Origin of the sequence: Paenibacillus sp. FSL W8-0186 (genome assembly GCF_037969765.1) — a bacterium.
GTDB classification, from domain to species: Bacteria; Bacillota; Bacilli; order Paenibacillales; family Paenibacillaceae; genus Fontibacillus; species Fontibacillus woosongensis.
The window spans coordinates 1,444,180-1,462,819 of the sequence record NZ_CP150207.1; the positions used below are offsets into that span (position 1 = coordinate 1,444,180).

Here is an 18,640-nt window from a genome sequence, read left to right on the forward strand (position 1 = left end):
AAAAGACGCCGGTTCTTCTTGGCGTCTCTGCGTAGTTAGATGAGCGTTTCGGAGGTGCCGCCGGATTTTAAATCATTCCAAGCTACGTACAAGCTGAGCGAGGCGGCGATTAGAAACAAAACGGCGGAAAGCAGCGCGATTTCGTTTCTTCGGGTCGTTGAAATCGAACTGCCACCGCCACCGCTTAAACTTCGTATTTTTACGGGTTTCGCATGCTTTCTTGCCGACTGCTTTACATGCTTTTTTATAGGTCTCACACGCTTCACACGCAGTCACTCCTTTGGAACGCAATGGCATACTCCAGAATATGTTGGCGTAGGAGTGATCGTTCCGGAAAGAGATGAAAATGGACAGTTAGTAGAGTTTTGACCAATTGCAAAAAGCCACAGTACCGAAAACGGTGACTATGGCTTTTTAACATTATCATAAGCCCTAAAAAAGCTTCATCTTGCCGATAGCACCAGAGCTTGGAGACAGCTGGGAATAGTGAATATGCTATCTCACATCTTGCATCTATTATTTTCATTGTCGAAAATAGGCAGATATATCCAAAGTATTGTGATATGATAGAACTGATTTTAATAGGTCTAAGGTTCTAAGTCGCTAGAGGGATTGAGGCAGGGGACCAGATTTAGAGATGAGAATTATCTTGCGAACGGTCTGACGAATAAGATCAGATTTCATCGTAGGATAAGCAATACTACAGTTTAATCGTGGAGGACAAGATGAGAAAGATTAGTATGTTGTTGTTGGCATTATGTCTCTTTTTATTCCTAGGGGCATCAGTAAGTTATGCAGAAGGGAAGGTAACAGCCACGGTAAGCACTAGTAATGTGGTCATCGATGGCGAGGTTGTTCGCAGCTCCGGATTTAATATTCAGAATTACAATTATTTTCGTTTGCGTGATTTGGCAAATCATTTATCAGGAACGAATAGTCAATTTAATATTACCTGGAACAATGGTCAGAATGCGATTGAATTAACTACAGGCAAGGCTTACTCAGCCAATGAATCTTTCCGTACCCCTTACTATAGTTCTGGCAAAGGGTATGAAGCCAAGCTATCAACGGCCAAGGTTATGATTGATGGGGAGCTTCATTCGATACAGGCTTATAATATTGATGACAATACCTATTTTCAACTCAGAGATTTGGCCAAAGCATTAAAATTTGATGTTTCATTTGACTCAGCGACCAATAGTATTGTTGTAGATCCATACTTGCCTGAAAATGCGTATCAAGCGGCAGGAACAAGAGTAGGGGAAAATAATATTGTTCAGTCTTACTTCCCAAGAAGGGGCGAGCCGATCCGTTCCCATTTAATAAAGAATAGCGATGGTACGTTCAGCAGTATAATCGCGGATGAGAAGCGTGTTCGAATCGAGACGTACAACAAGGATTATGAGGTAACTTCAAGCAAAGAGCTCCCTCTTGAAATGCCGCTCTATGGAGCCTTTTATAGTGGAGAGAAATACAACTATATTGCTTATGGCCAAGAAAATGAGGAAGAGAACGACAGTAAGGAAGTAATTCGAGTCGTTCGCTATGATAAAAATTTCAACCGGGTTGACAGTGTCTCTATTAAGGGCGGAGAGAGCTTCACCATTCAGCCGTTTCGTTCCGCAGCCCCTAGAATGGCTGAACATGGCGATGAGCTTGTATTACATACGTCACGATTGAGGTATCTAACATCAGATGGCAAGAATCATCAGTCTCAGCTTACTTTAATTATTAATACGTCGAATATGAGCATAACTAATTATTTAGGACAATTTCAGAAGAACCATGTAAGCCATTCCTTTAACCAGTTTGTTAAATATGACGGGAAGGAACATGTCCTGGTGGATCATGGGGATGCGTACCCCCGGTCGATCGTGCTTCATAAAGGAAACGGATCACAGTATAAAGAAGTAGATTTATTTCATATTCCTGGTAGTATTGGTGCTAATGCGACTGGAGTTTCTCTCGGGGGATTCGAGATTTCCTCTACGCATTATATAACTGCCTATAACAAGGTTGACCACTCTAAGGTGCAGTCCTATACCAATTTTGAGATGGTCGGGCTGGATAAGGATGTTCGTGATATCATGCTTGCTGTAGTGCCTCGTTCTAATTTGAGCGAAAGTGCAGTTAATAACATAACTATAGCGAAATATACATCAGGTACGGATCTTATTGGCTCCATCCCTAAATTAGTAAAAGTAAACGATAATCGGTTCATGGTATTGTGGCAGGAATTTGACCGCGAGAATTCGCCGCTGGATGTGAAGTATGTCGAAGTTGACGGCAAAGGTAATCCAGTTGGTGCAATCAACAGAATTTCTCAATTTGTACTTTCCGAATGCGACCCGATCCTCATGGATGGCAAGCTGGTTTGGTTTGCGGATAAAAAAGGCAAGCGTATTTTCTACACGATTCCACTATAAAATTGAAAAGGCCATAGCACCGCAATGGTGACTGTGGCCTTTTATCATTCATAAACTTCGGTAGACTTACGCAATGGCTACTATGTAATTGGTGAGGTGGAAGGGATTCTGTCGATGTTCCGCATGGATGTCATCCGCATGTTTCCAAATCTATTCTCAACGATGTTCAGCGGGATGGATATCATCTTTGTATTATTAGCCATAGTAACGGCCTGGCAGCTGCCAGCAAAATTGGCAAGTAACCGCGGTCATGGTGAGACAGAGGAACCTGTATCAGCAGAATAGTCAACATATCATTCATTCATTCATAGGTGAGGGATGCCCCGTTAACTATTCATATAGTGGCTGGGGCATCCTTCTTTGTCACCGCAGCTCGATAAATTTGTTATCATAATAACGCTAACAAAATATAATAAACTGTAGAAATATTTTTACAATTAATGTATGATGAAAAGTGTAATTTCCATTTCTATCTACTTTTTCGCAGAAAGGAGGTTCGGAGTAACGCCAATTAAGTAAGCGCTTACCTATAATCCAAACTATTGAATTGGAGGGTTCTGTTTATGGCTAGAAAACGGTTGAAGTCTTTTGCCACAATGCTTCTTGCTATGGCCGTCATCACAGCTTCGGCTATTGTTTCCGGCGGGCAAGCATCCGCGGCAGCTACGCCTGTAAAGGGATTTTATGTGAACGGTACAACGCTTTATGATGCGACGGGCAAGCCATTTGTCATGAGAGGGGTCAATCATGCCCACACCTGGTTCAAGAATGATTTGGCAGCAGCTATACCCGCGATCGCCGCGACAGGCGCGAACACCGTAAGAATCGTACTGTCGGATGGGGGACAGTGGACGAGGGACGATGTCGCTTCGGTCCAGAATATCATCGCCTTATGTGATCAATATAATCTCATTACGATGCTCGAAGTACATGATGCGACAGGCTCGGATTCTGCCTCTACGCTGAATCGTGCCGTTGACTATTGGATCAGCATTAAAGATGCGTTAATCGGAAAAGAGGATCGCGTCATCGTCAACATTGCCAATGAATGGTTCGGGTCATGGAGTTCGGATGGCTGGGCAAGCGGTTATCAGGCGGCGATCCCGGCTCTCCGCAATGCTGGCATTAAGAACACGCTCGTTGTGGATGCGGCAGGCTGGGGACAATATCCGAACTCGATCTTTGAAAAAGGATTGGCTGTTGCGAGCACCGATCCGCTGAAAAATATGATCTTCTCTATCCATATGTACGAATATGCAGGCGGCGACGCAGCAACGGTAAAGAGCAACATTGATAATGCCCTGGCCCTAAATATTCCCGTTATCATTGGCGAATTTGGACATAAGCATTCCAGCGGCGATGTGGATGAGGCGACGATCCTGAGCTATACCCAGCAGAAAGGCGTTGGCTGGCTGGCCTGGTCCTGGTATGGCAACGGCGGAGGCGTCGAATATTTGGATCTGGCAACGGGCCCGGCGGGAAGCTTGACGGACTGGGGTAAAACCGTAGTGAACAGCACCTATGGCACACTCGCCACATCTCAGCTTAGCGGAATTTACACAACGCCTGGTTATCAGCCGGTTCCGGATAACGGGAATACTCCGGTGCCAACAGTACCGGCCGCTCCAACAGGCTTAACAGCTGCGGCAGGGAACGGACAAGCCGTATTGAGCTGGAATGCTTCCTCCGGGGCGACAAGTTATGCGGTCAAGAGAGCAGCAGTCAGCGGCGGGCCTTACACGACGATTGCCAGCAACGTTGCAGCTACCAGCTATACGGATACGGGATTGACGAACGGCAATACGTATTATTATGTGGTGAGCGCCGCGAATAGCGCCGGAACAAGCTCCCATTCCACGCAGGCCAGCGTAACTCCCCAAGGTACACCAGTGCCTTCCAGCTCCCTCGTTTTACAATATCGGGCTGGGGATACAAACTCCAGCGACAATCAAATCAAACCGTATTTTAACATCAAAAATAACGGAACGAGCCCTGTCAATCTAAGCAGCCTGAAGCTTCGCTATTACTTTACGAAAGACGGCAATCAAACGATGAACGCCTGGATCGATTGGGCTCAGGTGGGTTCAAGCAACATTCAAACGGCCTTCGGCAGCGTTTCTGGCACGAATGCAGACACCTACGTCGAGCTCAGCTTCACGGCCGCAGCAGGCTCTATTGCTCCCGGCGGGCAGACCGGGGACATCCAACTGCGGATCTCCAAAGCCGACTGGTCCAACTTTAATGAGAACAACGACTACTCCTTCGATGCCACCAAGACTTCATATACCGATTGGAACAAAGTAACATTATACAACAACGGAGATCTGGTCTGGGGAATCGAGCCTTAATTGGGTTTGACAAGCTGTTTTTACAACAATTCATAGTTGCTGTATAATGGAAGTACGGACAACGTGACATCTTAATCAGTTAGGAGGACACAATGGGTAATTTAGCTCAGTATGAACTGGAAAAAAACAGTCCAATTCCTTTATACTTTCAACTTAAAGAAGATATGATCCATAAAATTAGAAACGAAGAATACAAAGTAAATGACAGCTTGCCTCCCGAAACACAATTAATGAAGATGTATGGAGTCAGCAGAACTACGGTCAGACAGGCTATTGATTTGCTGGTTAGCGAAGGGTATCTGGAAAAGCGAAGAGGGGTAGGAACCTTTGTCACCAAGCAGCAGCTAAACCAGTGGGATCTCGCGGAATTGCGAAGCTTCAATGAGGAAGCCAGTCGGCAAGGACTGAGCGCCAGAACGGAACTGTTAAGCAGCGAGCGCGTTATGGCGAATGATGCCTTGAAGGGCATTTTCGAAAAGGAGTCGGCTTGGTTCTACAAGTTGGAAAGGCTGCGATTTATTGAGAACGAGCCCTCCGTCCTGGTGACAACTTATGTTCCGGCGGATATAACACCTGGGCTGGAACGGTTTAATTTTTCGGAAGTTTCCTTGTTTGCAACACTAAGAGAGCATTATTCTCTTAAAATCAGTTTTGCGAACAAGACCTTTCGGGCGATCAATGCCAGCGCCGAGGATGCCGCGATATTGAAGGTGGATCCAGGATTTGCCATACAATTGGTCGAGACGGTCACTTATGATGACAAAGATAGGCCCATTGAATATTCTGTTTCCAGAGACAGAGGCGATCTTAACCGGTTCAAGGTACGCTTGAGATATAAGGAATGAACGGCTATTAGTGAATGAATATAATGAAAATGATAAACCTGTCGCTTAATTTTTCCGTCAAGACGTGAAATTAGGGCGATGGGTTTATTTTTGTCCTTTTTTTCTATGAAAGCGCTTGACAAAGAAAAAAAACAGTGTAATCATAACAGTAGGATGTCACGACGTCACGATGTCTTATCAGCTGCATAATAAGGAGGAATTGACAAATGGCAGGCGACTGGTTGAATTTGGCGGGGAAGGTCATCATCGTTACAGGGGGAAGCTCGGGTATTGGGGCTAAAATAGTGCAAAATCTCAGTGAGAATGGGGCACAGGTCGTAATCGCTGATATTTTTGGTTCCGCTTACAATAACGTTGATTTTATCCAATGCGATATCACAAACAAGCTGCAGGTAGAAGAAATGATAGACAAGGTAACGGAGAAATATTCCCGGATTGATGGCTTGGTTAACAATGCCGGAGTCAACCGGCCCAAATTGTTAGTGGATTATTATTACGGCGACAAGGATCACGAGTTTAACGAGGAAGATTTTGATTTTATGTTCAACGTTAATGTCAAAGGCGCCTTTTTCTGTGCCCAGGCGGCCGCAAGAATAATGATCAAGCAAAAAAGCGGGGTTATTGTAAACATTAGCTCCGAAGCCGGTATGGAAGGCTCCAAAGGGCAAAGCATTTATTCCGCAACCAAGGGGGCTCTGAATTCCTTCACACTATCGTGGGCGAAGGAGCTCGGTCGTTTCAATCTTCGAGTGATCGGCGTCTCTCCCGGGATCAATGAGCCTACGCCGATGGGCAATCCTGAGCATGTAAAGGCTTTGGCCTATACAAGAGGTATAGAGTCCGGAGATGTTTCCGGAGAATATATGAAAATGATCCCTTTGGGTAGACGAGGAAAGTTGGAAGAAATTTCGGATCTGGTTACGTATCTGTTATCTGATCGATCATCGTATATTTCAGGCACGATTGTAAATGTTACTGGCGGTAAGTCTAGAGGCTAAGACAGGAGGATAGCTATGAACAGCAAACCGTGGATTATCATCATCACGCACGGGACATTCGGTGAGGAATTAAAGAGAAGCGCGGAACTTATTATCGGAGAATTAGAGGATGTGTATTGCTTTTCTTTATTGGCAGGAATGGAAAGCAAAGCGCTGATTGAACATATTGGTTCCCAGTTAACCGATGCCCCGCGGGATTCCATTTTCCTGACCGATCTGTACGGAGGAACTCCATCAAATATCGGTGCCTATTTTGCAAAAAAGGATGGATACTCCGTCATTTGCGGAGTTAATTTGCCGATGCTGATCGAGGCGCAAACGCGTAGGTCGTTGGGGGAGTGGGAAGGCATCGAAGACAAAATTATTGAATTCGGGGCTGAAGGCATACGCAATATCACCAAAATCATTAAAGAAAGGAAGGGATCTGCATGTTAAACGGAATCAAACTGGTGAGAGTCGACTTTAGATTGATTCACGGACAGGTTGTCACGAAATGGAGCAATACCGTCACGGCCAAAACGATCATCGTTGTTAACGACGAGCTTTCCGAAGACGAGTTTATGGCGGATATTTACGTGATGGCGGCCCCTCCCGGCATCAAGGTGCAAGTGCTATCCATCGCTTCTTTCGTCGAGCAGGCTAACGCCGGGCAGTATGACAGCGGCAGTATTCTCGTACTGTTCAAGAACATTGAAGATGTACGGAATGCGGTGGAGAGGGGCATTGTGTTTGCCGAGGTACAGATTGGCGGACTTGGCGCAGCCGGGAATCGGACATCCGTAGTTAAAGGAATCTCCATTGACCGGGATGATGCAGACAATCTGATCTGCATGAGAGATCGGGGAGTTGAGGTTTACTTCCAGGTGACCCCGGAGGAAACCAAGCTATCGCTGGATAAAGCATTGAAAAAATTGGGGGGATAAGCGATGGAATTGCTGGTCGTAAGTATATTTGCGGGTTTGTGGTATTGGATTTGTAAAACGGATATCGGTTATGCAATCACCCATGCGATACGGCAGCCATTGTTTGCCGCTCTCCCCATCGGGCTAATCATGGGCGATGTCAAGCAGGCGATGATTATCGGGGCCGCTGTGCAAATTCTCTATATTGGCCTGGTTGCCGCGGGCTCCAATCTTCCCGCCGATGACTGTCTCGCAGGACTTATCGCTATTCCCATTGCGATCGGTTCCGGGCTTACACCGGCGCTGGCAGTTGCCATAGCCGTGCCCGTAGGTGTCATGGGCGTATTCGTCGATCAATTGCGCAAGACGGTCAATGTCATATTCGTTCATATGGCCGACCGGTATGCGGAGGAAGGAAATACCCGAAAGATTGTGCTTGCTTCCGTCGTTTATCCTACCGCTTTAAGCTTTTTCTTCCGGTTTCCGATTCCGTTTTTCGCTATTCTCTATGGCGCGGATGCCGTTAACTCCTTCATGAACAGCATTCCGGAATGGCTGGTTCACGGTTTCAGTGTGGCCGGTGGTCTGCTGCCAGCTCTCGGTTTCGCTTTGACGATGTTCGTCATTGGGAAAAAAGAACTTTTTCCGTGGTTCGTCATCGGTTACTTCTTAGTTCAATTCAGCGGAATTCCTGTGATCGGAGCAGCTATTTTCGGCTTATGCGCAGTTCTTCTAATCACTTATTACAACAATAATAAGAAGAATTTGGAGGTGTGATGAAAATGACGGAAACGCAGAAAACAGCAGAAGCCGGCACGGAAACCGGTAAATTGATTACCGAGAAGGACATCCGCCGCAACTGGCTGACCTACTATATGGTAGCGGAGATGGGCATTTCGTACGAACGGCTTCAGGCGCTCGGCTTTACAACGGCCATGATCCCGGTTCTGAAGAAGCTGTATTCCGATCCGGAGGATATGAAGGAAGCCCTGAAGCGGCATCTCGTTTTCTATAATACGGAGGCGGTATTCGGGTCGCCGGTCAATGGCATCGTCATCGCCATGGAGGAACAGAAGGCCAAGGGAGAGCCGATCACCGACAAATCGATCACCGGGATGAAAACAGGGCTGATGGGGCCGCTTGCGGGGATCGGCGATTCCATTGACTGGGCTACGCTGAAGCCGATCATCTTCGCGCTTGCGGCGACGTTGTCCGCGACCGGGAGCATCATCGGTCCCTTCGTCCTCCTGCTGCTGCCGCTGATTCAAATCATGATCGGCCTCAGATTGTCCGTGTACGGTTATCGCACTGGCAAGGCGTCCATCCGGGAGCTGCTGCACTCCGGGCGGATCAAGGATCTGATCGTCGGGGCAAGCACACTCGGATTGTTCATGATGGGGGCATTGTCGTCCACCTATGTCAAGCTCAGTACTCCGCTGCAGTTCGATTTCGGCAACGGCAACGAGCCGTTTGTGGTGCAAAACATTCTCGACGGGATTATCCCCGGCCTGTTGCCTCTTTTGGCCGTACTCGGCCTGTACTGGTGGCTTAATAAGAAGAGCCAGAATTTCACCGTCATTATGCTTATCATCATTGCTGTAAGCATCATTGGAGCCTTTACCGGTATTTTTTAAGAGAAGCCCTTGGACGCCAGGAAGAATACAACAATAAATTCATAACAAAAAGAGGTGGTACCTTTGCAAGCGGTGCATTTTGGAGCCGGCAGCATCGGCAGAGGTTTTATCGGGGATTTGCTGCATGATTCGGGATACGAAATCACCTTTGTCGATGTAGATCCCGCGATCATTGCTCAGATTAACCGGGACAAGGCTTACGATTTATATCTAATTGAACAAAATTATCTCAGAAAAACGATTGATCATGTGAGCGCCGTCTCTTCCATTACCCAGGAGCAAGAGACCGTTGCGGCATTGGCGAATGCGGATATCATTACAACCTCGGTATGGGCCGACAATCTGCCGCGAATCGCGCCCGTTTTGCTGAAAGGATTACGGGCCAGGCAGGAGGCAGGGAAAAGCAAGGTGAATATCCTTGCCTGTGAGAACGCCATGTTCAACTCCGATATTTTGAAGAAAAGCATACTGGAGCTGGAGGGAAGTCTATCGGAGAAAGAATTGGAAGAGATTGCTTCATTTCCGAATACAGCTGTCGACCGCATGGTGCTGGAGGGTAAGCAGGAAGGCAAGGCGGTCATTAACATCGGGCAAGATTACGAACTGGTCATCGAACAAAACAAGCTGGCCGAACCCGGCATGAAGCCGATTCGTAATGCCGTGTATACCGATAATCTGCAAAAATTTTTAGAGCGGAAATTGTACATCATTAATTGCGGCCATGCCTGGGCCGGCTATATCGGCCATGTGTACGGCTATGAGATTATCCAGGATGTATTTCATCATGACACCTTGGTACAGGAAGTGCGGGAGACAATGCTGGAGTCGGCGAGCATGCTGGAGCGGAAGTACGGCTTCTCTAACCAGGAACTGGTTGAATATGTAGACTTTGCGATTGCCCGCTTTCAAACGCCAGGCATCGTCGATACGATCAACCGGGTGTGCAGGTCGCCGATTCGCAAGCTGCAAGCTGACGATCGGTTGGTGGCGCCCTGCCTGCAATGTGAAGAATACGGGCTTAAGAACAGCCGATTGCAGCAAGGCATCGCCGCCGCGTTTCTCTTCCGCAACGATGCGGACAGCCAATGCGAAGAATTGCGGTTGTATGTAGAGGAGCACGGAATCGGCGCAGCGATTACGCATTATACCGGGATTCCGGCGGCGACCCAATTGCATGAGGGCATTTTGAAGCATTATGAAGAATTGTACCGGACAGCATGAAAAGGGAGGGGATGAGCACTGATGGAATTTACGAACCAGGCGGGCATCGCCGTAGTGACAGCCATGATTGAAGCCGTTTGCTCTAACCGGGATTATTTGAGCCGCATCGATGCCTTAGTGGGGGATGGCGATCATGGAATCAACATGAGCAAGGGCTTCTCCATGGCAGGCGAGGAGCTCGGCAAACTCGATGCCGATATGAGCGAAGGTTTGTTGACGCTCAGCAAAGTGCTGGTCAGCAAAATCGGCGGCTCGATGGGCCCCTTGTACGGCAGCTTTTTCAGGGGGATGGCCACGGCTTCGAAAGACGAACCCGTCATAAATACTACGGTCATGCTGAATATGCTGCAGAAGGCTTACGGTCGGATCGCCATGTTGACGAACGCGCAGGTGGGTGACAAAACCTTGATCGATGTACTGAACCCAGCGGTGAAGGCTTACGAGGAAGCTGCCGCTGAAGGCGGAAATATGGAGGTCTGCCTGAGTCATATGCTTGATGCTGCGAAGCGGGGACTCGAGTCCACCAAGGAGATGGCAGCCAAAGTCGGCCGCGGTAGCCGTCTCGGAGAACGCGCAATCGGGCATCAGGACGCCGGAGCGACTTCCTGCTATATCATTCTGGAAGCCTTGGCCGAGGCTTCTCTCCGGCTGGTCAAAGCCGATTAAGGAGGGTGTGAAATGCAGCGTTTTGTAAACAACCCCGATTTCATCGTAGACGATATGCTGAAAGGGTATGTCAAAGCTCATGGGGATACGATTCAACTGTCGGAGCGCAATGATCGTGTGGTGAAGACGATTCAGGCCCCGATAGAGGGCAAGGTTGGCATCGTGACGGGCGGCGGCAGCGGCCATGAACCGGCATTCCTCGGTTATGTCGGCGAGGGACTGGTGGATGCGGCCGCCATCGGCGAAGTTTTCGCTTCACCGCCGGCCCAGTCGTTTTTGGATGCAATCGTCGAAGCCGATTCCGGCCAAGGGGTGGCCTGCCTGTTCGGCAATTACGCGGGCGACAACATGAATGTCAAAATGGCGGTACAGCTTGCGGAGGACGAGGGAATTCCCGTTAAATACGTGACTGCGACGGACGATATCGCCTCCTCCCCGCCCGAGACAAGAGAGAAGCGTCATGGCATTGCCGGCGGCCTGTTCATGTGGAAGGCCGGAGGTGCGAGGGCGGCGATGGGCGGCTCCCTGGATGAAGTGATCGCTGCCGCGCAGAAGGCCGTCGACCATACCCGGAGCATTTGCGTCGGACTCAGCTCCTGCACGATCCCGGCAGCGGGCTCTCCCAACTTTACCATCGAAGAAGGAATGATGGAATTCGGGATCGGCCACCATGGCGAGCCGGGAATCCGGGTGGAGCCGCTGAAGACGGCGGATGAAATCGCCGCCGAAATGACCGGCGCCATCCTGCAGGATTTTGGCTTCAGCAAATCGGAGGAGCTGGCTGTCATGCTGTCCGGTTTGGGCGCGACCCCACTGATGGAATTGTATGTAGTGTATGACAAGGTGGCGGAAATCCTGACGGGACAGGGCCACCGGATCGATCGCACCTTGATTGGGAACTTCGTGACTTCCCTGGATATGAACGGCTTGTCGCTAACGATTGTACGGCTGGATGAGGAACTGAAGGAGCTTTTGGATTATCCGGGGCAATGCCCTGCCTTCAAATAAAGAATCATGGAGAGGAGACAGAAAGATGAAGCTGCAGTTGGCTTTGGATGAGCTGAGGCTGGAGGAAGCGCTGGAATTTGCCGAGAAGGTCAAAGACTATATCGACATTATCGAGATCGGAACTCCCTTTGTCATCGCCGAGGGCATGAATGCGGTTAAAAGATTCAAGGAGCGCTTTCCGGACAAGGAAATTTTGTCTGATGAAAAAATTATGGATGGTGGCTTTTTTGAATCGAAGCTCGCTTTTGACGCTGGAGCCGAATACGTGACAGCGCTTGGGGTTACCGATATATTGACCATCAAAGCCTGCCTGAAGGCCGCAAACGAGTTCGGCAAGCAATTGGTGGTCGATATGATATGCGTGGACGATTTGCCGGCCAAGATCGATGAGCTGGAGCAGTTGGGCGTCCATGTGCTGGCCGTTCATACGGGGGCTGACCAGCAGGCGGCCGGCAGACAGCCGATTGATGATCTGAAGGTGATGAAGGCGCATGCCAAGTCGGCCAAGATCGCTGTTGCCGGGGGTATTAACAGCCGCACGATCGCTCAATACGTTGCGCTGGAGCCCGATATCATTATCGTGGGCACCGGGATTACCCATGCAGAGGATCCGGTCAAGGAAGCCCGGTTGATTAAGGAAGCGATAGAACGGAGAGCCTGAAGGAGGAGAGCAATCAATGAAACCTTGCAGTAATTTGCTGGCGATATTGGAAGAGCTTTCAGAGAATGCGAAGCGGGTGAATGGGGAAGAGGTCGACACGGTGAAAAAATTGATTTCTGAAGCCAAGCGGGTATTTGTGGCAGGGGCCGGCCGTTCCGGATTCGCGGCCAGAGGATTCGCCAATCGCCTGATGCATTTGGGCTATAGCTCGTATTTTGTCGGAGAACCTACTACACCGTCCATTCAGCAAGGCGATCTCCTGATTATCGGCTCCGGCTCTGGCGAAACCGCCAGTTTGAAGGCGATGGCGCAAAAGGCAGTCGAACAGGGAGCAAAGCTGGCTACGCTGACGATTTTTCCTTCGAATACGATTGGTTCAATGGCTGCAGCCTGCATTAAAATTCCCGGCATCACCTCTAAGGTGGAGGAAGAAGGGGATAACGCGAAGTCCATCCAGACAAAGGGATCTTCCTTTGAACAGTTGAGCTGGTTGATTTATGACAGCATCATCATTGATTTGAAGCGGGAGACTGGGCAGACCGACGCTGATATGTTTGCCCGGCATGCCAATCTGGAGTAGGCAAACGAGACTCACTTTCGGACTTTGGAGCGAATAAGCTACCTATACACCGTCAGGGGTAAACCCTGGCGGGTTTCATTTTTTACGCCGCAGTCGGGCCTATACTTCTCGTTTAGAGTGAGAGTTTACAGATTTATTTTCATAGGAAACAAAATTGAAAGCGTTTTAAAAAGTTATTGTCAAAATAAAAAGGGCTTGCTATAATGGCGTTGAAAAGCTTTTCAAAAAAGGAAGTAGACGAAGATGAAACCTACAATTCGGGATGTTGCCAAGATGGCAGGAGTATCCATCAGCACGGTATCACGTGTTATGAACGCCCCGGATACAGTGATTGAGAGTAAACGGAGGCGGGTGTTGGATGCGATCGAGGAGCTGCAGTATCAGCCGAACTCTTTTGCACGGGGCCTGATTTACAAGAAGTCATTTACGCTGGGCCTGCTGATCCCTGATATCGAGAACATTTACTATTCCGGCATCATTCGGGGAGTGCAGGATGCCTGCATCAGGCTTGGCTACAGTCTTATGATTTGCAATACGGACCGCGACAAGGATCGTCTGCTGTCCTACATCGACGCGTTTCATGAGAAACAGGTGGATGGTATCGTTTTTGCTAGTGACATTATTTTTCCAGAGTATTACGAGAAGCTGGCCGGCAGCCGAATCCCGTTTGTTCTTGTCTCCTCCCACTCCTATGAATATGACATTCCGAGCGTGGAGATTGATGATAAGGCGGCGGCATATGATGCGGTCAAATACTTAATTGGGCTTGGCCACACTGAAATCGGCATGATTGGCTTCAACCATGAGAATTCCATAGCCGGACCGCCACGTTTCGAAGGTTTTTTGCAAGCGCTTACGGAGTGCGGACTGGAGCATAACGTGGAGAAGGTCAAATATGCGAACCACCGTTTTGAGCATGCGTATGAGGCAGCCGGCGAATTGTTTGCGGAGCACCCGGGCATCACCGCGGTTTTCTGCGTAGCCGACGAGTTCGCTATGGGGACAATATCTTATTTGAACGATCGGAATATCAGCGTTCCGGAGCAAGTATCCGTTATAGGCTTCGATAACCTGCGGGTAGCGGGCATGTATATTCCAAAGCTGACGACGATTGCGCAGCCGATCTACGAGTTGGGTTATCGCGCGGCAGAGAAGGTGCATGAACTGGTCACGACAGGAAGCATCGACATTTTACGAGAAAAAATGGCCCATCGGCTCATTGTACGGGATTCCTGCCGAGAAAAGTAAGATTTACTTATTTTTCTGTCGATTCTGAAAAGCTTTTCAGAATCGGGAAATCGTAAAAATTTGAATGAGGAATCAGCAAAATGTAAACGTATGCGACCTTGTAGATCATGATATGCTTAGCCTAAGAAACGAAGATTGAAGCTCTTGAAGGGGGTGATCCTGGAGAAGAATGATCCGTTTAGCGGGCAAAAAGCGAGGAAGAAGCAAGAATGCAAGACCCTGCAACTAGGGACGCAAGATTTACTAAACTAAAGGGGATGTTCATAAGATGAAGAACGCTGTAGGACGAAAAATGTCATTGCTTCTCGTACTATTGCTGTCATTTACGATGGTGCTGAGCGCCTGTGGCGGGGGCGGCAATACGCCGAAAAGTGAGCCGCCAGCGAATACAGGGGGCAACAACCAGGGAGCAGCAAACGAAGGCAGCAGCAACGAGAATCTGTCGCCTCTGGAGCTTGCGCTGAAGGGCGAATACAAAGGAACGAAAGTAACGATGTTCGGTCCGTTCGTAGATGCTGACCAAGTGAAATTCGAAAGCAGCATTAAAGAATTCGAGGAGAAAACCGGGATCGACATTCAATACGAAGGCTCCAAAGAATTCGAAGCGACGATCAATATCCGCGTAGACGGCGGAAATGCTCCGGACATCGCTGACTTCCCGCAGCCGGGTCTGCTGGCTTCTATCGCAAAAACGGGGAAAGTCATCGACTTGACCAACATTCTTGACCAGGACAAATTAAAAGCGAACTACAACCAAAGCTGGCTGGACATGGGAACGATGGACGGCAAAGACGGCAAAATTCTGGCGGGGATCTGGAACCGCAGTAACGTGAAGAGCTTGGTATGGTATCCGAAGAAGCAGTTCGAAGAAGCAGGATACAAAATTCCTGAGACATGGGATGAAATGATGGCCTTGACCGAGCAAATCGCCAAAGACGGCGACCCTGCTTGGAGTATCGGTATCGAGTCCGGTGCAGCCACAGGCTGGACAGCTACGGACTGGGTGGAGGACATCATGCTCCGCACTACAACTCCAGAGAATTACGACAAGTGGGTAAACGGCGAGCTTCCGTTCACATCTCCTGAAGTGAAGCGTGCTGTAGAAATTATGTCTGACATCTGGATGAATAAAGATTATGTATACGGCGGCACGAAATCGATCGTAACTACGGCATTCGGTGATGCTCCGGCTCCAATGTTCACGGACCCTCCAAAAGCCTGGTTCCACCGTCAAGGCAACTTCATCACCAGCTTCTTCCCAGAAACGGCTAAAGTGGATGAAGATTACGACTGGTTCTACCTGCCATCTATTGATGAAGAATACGGCAAGCCAGTACTTGTAGCGGGCGATATTTACGCGATGTTCAACGATCGTCCGGAGGTTCGCGCGGTCATGGAATTCTTCACGACAGGCGAATCCATCAAAACTTGGGTTCAATCCGGCGGCGTTATCGCGCCTATGAACGACGCATCTCTCGACTGGTACAGCTCCGAATCCGACCGCCGCATGGCGAAGCTCGTACAGGATGCATCCACGCTCCGCTTCGACGGATCTGACTTGATGCCTGGTAAAGTTGGCGCAGGTACGTTCTGGAAGGGGATGACCGACTACGTGAGCGGTACGGCTTCCTTGGATGACGCATTGAAGCAAATTCAGTCCGGCTGGGATAACTAATCTGCAATTATCGTCATTTTTCACACGTTGTTAACTGGTAAAGAGGAGCACTGTGGTTTAATTGCTAGCTGCTCCTCTTTTCTTGTCTTATCAACTTTTGATCACGAAGTAATTCAAGGCTTACGAAGACAAGTTTTGCTTCGCAAAACAAGCGTATGCTTACGAAGATAGTTTTGCTTCGCAAAACTTATAGGAGGAGCTATTATGAGTACACAAGCAAAACCAAGAATTAGCATGAAAGCCGTGCTCTTATCCTTGCTTGTACTATTGGCCAATATCGCCGTACACGGTTTGATATTCTTGTTTTTCCGCGATTCGACGCTTAATCCGCTGCTCACGGCCGTATTCGCTGTGCTATGGGGAGTCGTCGGCATCTATCAAATCTACTATTCGTTTAACTGGGCGGTGGAGCAGTACCCGGAGCATGTCCGCCGGAAAGTTCTGCCTTACGTCTTCGTCGGTCCGGCAACCCTTGTCCTGGGATGGCTGCTTATTCTGCCTGCATTGCGGACGCTATATTTAAGCTTCTTCAATGCCTCCTCGGATAAGTTCGTCGGTCTGGCCAACTATGCAGCTATTTTTACCGACCGCCTGCTCGCGACGGCGCTGCGCAACAACCTGCTATGGGTGTTCGTCGGGACGCTGGCCTGCGTAAGCCTGGGTCTGCTGATTGCGATTCTGGCTGACCGCAGCAGCTACGAGAGAATCGCTAAGTCGATAATCTTCATGCCGATGGCGATTTCCTTTGTGGCTGCCGGCGTTATTTGGAAGTTCGTTTACTACTATCAGCCTGGCGATGAACAAATCGGGATATTGAACGCAATTGTTACATTTTTTGGCGGTGAGCCGCAGGCCTGGACAAGTATGCTCCAGCCATGGAATAACTTTTTTCTGATTATCATCCTGATTTGGATGCAGACGGGATTTGCGATGGTTATTTTCTCCGCCGCAATCAAGGGCGTCCCCGAGGATATTCTGGAGGCGGCGCGCGTGGACGGTGCGGGAGAAGTCAAGATTTTCTTCGGCATTATGATTCCATATATCTCTACGACGATTTTGACGGTCACTACGACCATTATTGTATTCACTTTGAAAATATTTGACGTCGTCATGGTGATGACGGGAGGTCAATACGATACAGAGGTTGTTGCGACGCAGTTCTACCGGCAGTTTTTCATGTACCGCAACTTCGGTTACGGCTCTACGCTGGCTATCGTGCTGCTGATCGCGGTCTTGCCTGTAATCATTATCAATTTGCGCCAGTTCCGCAAGCAGGGGGGATTCTAAATGGTCGGCCGTAAAAAGAGAAAAGGAAACAAGACCGTAGTCAACGTTGTGCTCGGCATCATCTGCTTCATCTGGCTGCTCCCGACGTTGGGACTCTTCATCTCCTCGTTCAGGCCTGCGGCGGATATTTTGCAGACCGGCTGGTGGAAGGTGTTCCCCCACCAGGAATGGAAGGCCGGAGAAACAGTGCAGTTGTCTAAGGACGTCGATTTGCGCGAGCCGATCGAGGTCAATGGCACAACCTACACGGATGACCAGCTGAAGGCTGGCGTTACTGAGGGCGACAAACGCCTCGTATGGGAGAACCGCAGAGCCCGTACGATCAATATGCAGGAGCGCGGCTGGGAAGTGAAGCCTGATTTTACGCTGGACAACTATAAGAACGTGCTGTCCGGGAAGGAATACAAGCTGAAGCTCGGGGACGGCAGCGAAACGGTGCAAAAAGGAACCGGCCTGTCCCAGGCCTTCTGGAACACGCTGACAATAGCCGTGCCGGCGACCATTATTCCGGTACTGATCGCTTCGTTCGCGGCATACGCCTTTGCTTGGCTGCGATTCCCGGGCCGGAAGACGCTATTTGTCATCATCATCGCCATGCTCGTCATTCCAATTCAGGTCGCGCTTATTCCGATCCTGAAGGACTACACGGCGCTTGGCCTAAATGGCAGCTACCTGGGCATTTGGCTGGCGCATACCGCGTTTGGTCTGCCGCTTGTGACGTACTTTATGTATAACTTCATCAGCCAGCTGCCTAAAGATTTGTTCGAGTCGGCGTTTATTGACGGCGCTAGCCATTTTACGATTTTCAGCCGGTTGATTCTGCCGCTGTCCGTACCAGCCTTGGCTTCAATAGCGATCTTCCAGTTCCTATGGGTCTGGAACGATTACCTCGTATCGCTGATTTTCATCGGCAATCAGCCGAACGTGCAGGTTATGTCCATGAAGATTGCCGACCTCGTTGGCTCGCGGGGCAATGACTGGCATTTGCTGACCTCGGCCGCATTCATTTCGATGCTGATGCCGCTGACGATTTTCTTCCTGCTGCAGAAATATTTCGTCAAAGGGCTTATGGGCGGATCGGTCAAGGGTTAACCATGGGCTGCAATCAACAAGAGAATGATTACGGAATTGGAGGGGCCTG

The 18,640-nt window shown here is 49.1% G+C and carries 19 protein-coding genes; 18 read left to right on the plus strand and 1 reads right to left on the minus strand.

The features are described from left to right. Positions 1 to 35 precede the first annotated feature (35 nt). Positions 36 to 257, minus strand: coding sequence for a hypothetical protein (locus tag MKX50_RS06215; protein ID WP_339158789.1), 222 nt, complete (start codon positions 255 to 257; stop codon positions 36 to 38). Positions 258 to 725: 468 nt separating this feature from the next. Here MKX50_RS06215 and MKX50_RS06220 point away from each other — a divergent pair, with 468 nt between their 5' ends. The 18 genes from MKX50_RS06220 (at position 726) to MKX50_RS06305 (ending at position 18,591) form a co-directional block, all read left to right on the plus strand. Then, the gene (locus MKX50_RS06220) at positions 726 to 2,426 is read left to right on the plus strand and encodes a hypothetical protein (protein ID WP_213592654.1); all 1,701 of its coding nucleotides are present in this window, start codon (positions 726 to 728) and stop codon (positions 2,424 to 2,426) included. Between the two features lie 114 nt (positions 2,427 to 2,540). Continuing rightward, the gene (locus MKX50_RS06225; protein ID WP_339158790.1) at positions 2,541 to 2,711 is read left to right on the plus strand and encodes a hypothetical protein; all 171 of its coding nucleotides are present in this window, start codon (positions 2,541 to 2,543) and stop codon (positions 2,709 to 2,711) included. Between the two features lie 278 nt (positions 2,712 to 2,989). Further along, positions 2,990 to 4,774, plus strand: coding sequence for a cellulase family glycosylhydrolase (locus tag MKX50_RS06230; protein WP_339158791.1), 1,785 nt, complete (start codon positions 2,990 to 2,992; stop codon positions 4,772 to 4,774). Positions 4,775 to 4,866: 92 nt separating this feature from the next. After that, positions 4,867 to 5,619 (plus strand): GntR family transcriptional regulator, encoded by a 753-nt coding sequence (locus MKX50_RS06235; protein WP_213592650.1) that lies wholly within the window; start codon positions 4,867 to 4,869, stop codon positions 5,617 to 5,619. A gap of 206 nt (positions 5,620 to 5,825) precedes the next feature. Next, on the plus strand, positions 5,826 to 6,617 hold the full coding sequence (locus tag MKX50_RS06240) for an SDR family oxidoreductase (protein ID WP_213592648.1): 792 nt from the start codon (positions 5,826 to 5,828) through the stop codon (positions 6,615 to 6,617). A gap of 15 nt (positions 6,618 to 6,632) precedes the next feature. Beyond that, complete coding sequence (locus MKX50_RS06245) at positions 6,633 to 7,052, plus strand: PTS fructose transporter subunit IIA (RefSeq protein ID WP_213592646.1); 420 nt, start codon at positions 6,633 to 6,635, stop codon at positions 7,050 to 7,052. After that, positions 7,046 to 7,540 (plus strand): PTS sugar transporter subunit IIB, encoded by a 495-nt coding sequence (locus tag MKX50_RS06250; protein ID WP_213592644.1) that lies wholly within the window; start codon positions 7,046 to 7,048, stop codon positions 7,538 to 7,540. Before MKX50_RS06245 ends, MKX50_RS06250 begins: the two co-directional genes overlap by 7 nt. A 3-nt stretch (positions 7,541 to 7,543) precedes the next feature. After that, positions 7,544 to 8,296 (plus strand): PTS sugar transporter subunit IIC, encoded by a 753-nt coding sequence (locus MKX50_RS06255; RefSeq protein ID WP_213592642.1) that lies wholly within the window; start codon positions 7,544 to 7,546, stop codon positions 8,294 to 8,296. 5 nt (positions 8,297 to 8,301) lie between these two features. Next, positions 8,302 to 9,153, plus strand: a complete 852-nt coding sequence (locus MKX50_RS06260; RefSeq protein ID WP_213592640.1) for a PTS system mannose/fructose/sorbose family transporter subunit IID — start codon at positions 8,302 to 8,304, stop codon at positions 9,151 to 9,153. A 54-nt stretch (positions 9,154 to 9,207) separates the two neighbouring features. Next, on the plus strand, positions 9,208 to 10,374 hold the full coding sequence (locus tag MKX50_RS06265) for a mannitol dehydrogenase (RefSeq protein WP_339158793.1): 1,167 nt from the start codon (positions 9,208 to 9,210) through the stop codon (positions 10,372 to 10,374). 21 nt (positions 10,375 to 10,395) lie between these two features. Beyond that, positions 10,396 to 11,040: a dihydroxyacetone kinase subunit DhaL gene (gene dhaL, locus MKX50_RS06270; protein ID WP_213592636.1), complete on the plus strand. Its 645-nt coding sequence runs from the start codon at positions 10,396 to 10,398 to the stop codon at positions 11,038 to 11,040. A gap of 12 nt (positions 11,041 to 11,052) precedes the next feature. After that, positions 11,053 to 12,048, plus strand: a complete 996-nt coding sequence (locus tag MKX50_RS06275) for a dihydroxyacetone kinase subunit DhaK (RefSeq protein ID WP_213592634.1) — start codon at positions 11,053 to 11,055, stop codon at positions 12,046 to 12,048. Between the two features lie 25 nt (positions 12,049 to 12,073). Beyond that, the gene (gene hxlA / locus MKX50_RS06280; protein WP_213592632.1) at positions 12,074 to 12,709 is read left to right on the plus strand and encodes a 3-hexulose-6-phosphate synthase; all 636 of its coding nucleotides are present in this window, start codon (positions 12,074 to 12,076) and stop codon (positions 12,707 to 12,709) included. A 16-nt stretch (positions 12,710 to 12,725) separates the two neighbouring features. Beyond that, a complete protein-coding gene (hxlB, locus tag MKX50_RS06285; RefSeq protein WP_213592630.1) occupies positions 12,726 to 13,289 on the plus strand; it encodes a 6-phospho-3-hexuloisomerase in 564 nt (187 codons plus the stop codon). Between the two features lie 243 nt (positions 13,290 to 13,532). Further along, positions 13,533 to 14,537 carry a LacI family DNA-binding transcriptional regulator gene (locus tag MKX50_RS06290; RefSeq protein WP_339158796.1) on the plus strand — a complete coding sequence of 335 codons (1,005 nt, stop codon included), beginning with the start codon at positions 13,533 to 13,535 and terminating at the stop codon, positions 14,535 to 14,537. Positions 14,538 to 14,805: 268 nt separating this feature from the next. After that, positions 14,806 to 16,212, plus strand: a complete 1,407-nt coding sequence (locus MKX50_RS06295) for an ABC transporter substrate-binding protein (protein ID WP_339158798.1) — start codon at positions 14,806 to 14,808, stop codon at positions 16,210 to 16,212. A 204-nt stretch (positions 16,213 to 16,416) separates the two neighbouring features. Beyond that, on the plus strand, positions 16,417 to 17,499 hold the full coding sequence (locus tag MKX50_RS06300; protein ID WP_339158800.1) for a sugar ABC transporter permease: 1,083 nt from the start codon (positions 16,417 to 16,419) through the stop codon (positions 17,497 to 17,499). Then, a complete protein-coding gene (locus tag MKX50_RS06305) occupies positions 17,500 to 18,591 on the plus strand; it encodes a carbohydrate ABC transporter permease (RefSeq protein ID WP_339158803.1) in 1,092 nt (363 codons plus the stop codon). The last annotated feature ends 49 nt before the right edge of the window (positions 18,592 to 18,640 follow it).